The organism is Phocaeicola sp. RTP21198st1_B8_RTP21198_201120, assembly GCF_040929485.1.
Classification (GTDB): Bacteria; Bacteroidota; Bacteroidia; order Bacteroidales; family Bacteroidaceae; genus Phocaeicola; species Phocaeicola dorei.
In genome coordinates this window covers 1-1,678 of sequence record NZ_JBCOCI010000272.1, presented here as the reverse complement: position 1 = coordinate 1,678, position 1,678 = coordinate 1, and the positions used below count along the sequence as shown (strand labels likewise).

The window sequence follows — 1,678 nt, the reverse complement described above, 5'->3', positions numbered from 1 at the left end:
CGTTAGTACTGGGGATGAAGATGCCTTCGGAGATAGAAGGGATTCAGCGTGCTTCTGCAGCAGAGGTGTACACACAGATTGAGAATGACCTGAAAGATGCTGCTAATGTATTACCTGTTAAAGGTGAATATGCCAGTGCCGACTTAGGGCGTGCCACTAAAGGGGCAGCACAAGGGCTATTGGCAAAAGCTTATCTTTATCAGGAAAAATATGAGGAAGCAGAGGATATGCTGGAACAAGTGCTGGGTTTGAATGGGCATGCATCACAAGGGTATGATTTGTTGGATGATTTTGGAGATGTGTGGAGCATTTCTCACAATAATAGTGTTGAATCACTGTTTGAAGTGCAGACTAATAGTGATATAGCCTATAATTTAGGACTTAGAATGCCTGTTGTATGTGGTTCCCGTGATGACGGTGGCTGGGCATGGGGCTTGCCGACAAGCAATCTGGAGACAGCTTTCAAGACAGCAGGAGATGACATACGTTTGAAATGGACTATTATTAAAGACAAAGCAACCAGTGTGCCGGGTGATACCCATTGGTCTTCTACCGTACCTTATTCGGTTTCGACCGATTCGCATAAGTCAGGTCGTGTGACTCGTAAAGTATACATTCCTTATGCCCAACGTCCTGAACCATACGATGCTTCTCATAATCCATTGAACTATCGTATTCTACGTTATGCGGATGTATTGTTGATGTATGCCGAAGTTGAAAATGTGTTGAAAGATGACGGACAGGCTCGCTGGGCTTTAAATAAAGTCAGAGAACGTGTAGACTTAGATCCGGTAGAATCCAGTGGTACTGAACTTCGCGATGCGATACGTCAGGAACGTCGTCTTGAACTGGCATTGGAAAACCAACGTCTGTTTGATATCCGTCGCTGGAAAAATGATAGTGGAAAGTCTGTTATGAGTGATATTATGGGACCGAACGGTTCATTTGTGATATACAATACAAAAGAATCTACCGATACGTATGAGCTTGGAAATCAGAAGGAAAGTAGCTCTAAGGGACGTAATTTCAAAGAAGAGCGTGACTTGGTATACCCGATTCCGACCACAGAGATTAGTCAGAGTAATGGTAGTATAGTACAGAATCCCGGATATAATTAATTAAATGATTATGAAACACAGAAATTTATTTATAGGACTTTCATGCATGGCGGCAGGGCTTTGCGCATGTAATGATGAATATACATTCGTGCCGGAATATGAAGTTAAACTGCCGACCGATACCACTATCAATGTTACAATTGATGCCTCAACTGTATATCAGACAATTGATGGTTTTGCATCTTCCGATGCATGGGATATGGAATATGTAGGCAAATACTGGAGCACTTCCAATAAAGAAGCCATTGCAAAATTGTTATTTTCCCGCGAAGTTGATGACAAAGGGAATTCGCAGGGCATCGGTTTATCCATGTGGCGGTTTAATTTGGGAGGAGGTTCGGAAGAACAAGGAGATGCAAGTGGTATTGTTTCAGATAAAAAGGAACGACGTGTCGACTGTTTTTTGACAAGTGCAAATGGAAGCTATGATTGGTCCAAATCTGCGGGGCGGAGATATTTTATGGAAAAGGCTAAAGAGTATGGCTGTGAGTCATTCGTACTGTTCAGTAATACGCCTCCTGTATATTATACTTATAACGGACAAGCACGTTCGGATAAAG

At 42.4% G+C, this 1,678-nt stretch carries 2 protein-coding genes; both read left to right on the top strand.

Annotated elements, in window-relative coordinates:
• A partial coding sequence (locus AB5935_RS25330; protein ID WP_368327793.1) for a RagB/SusD family nutrient uptake outer membrane protein occupies positions 1–1,118 on the top strand: 1,118 nt, incomplete at its 5' end.
• Positions 1,119–1,128: 10 nt separating this feature from the next.
• Positions 1,129–1,678: glycoside hydrolase (locus AB5935_RS25325; protein WP_368327792.1), on the top strand; the 550-nt coding region annotated here is incomplete at its 3' end.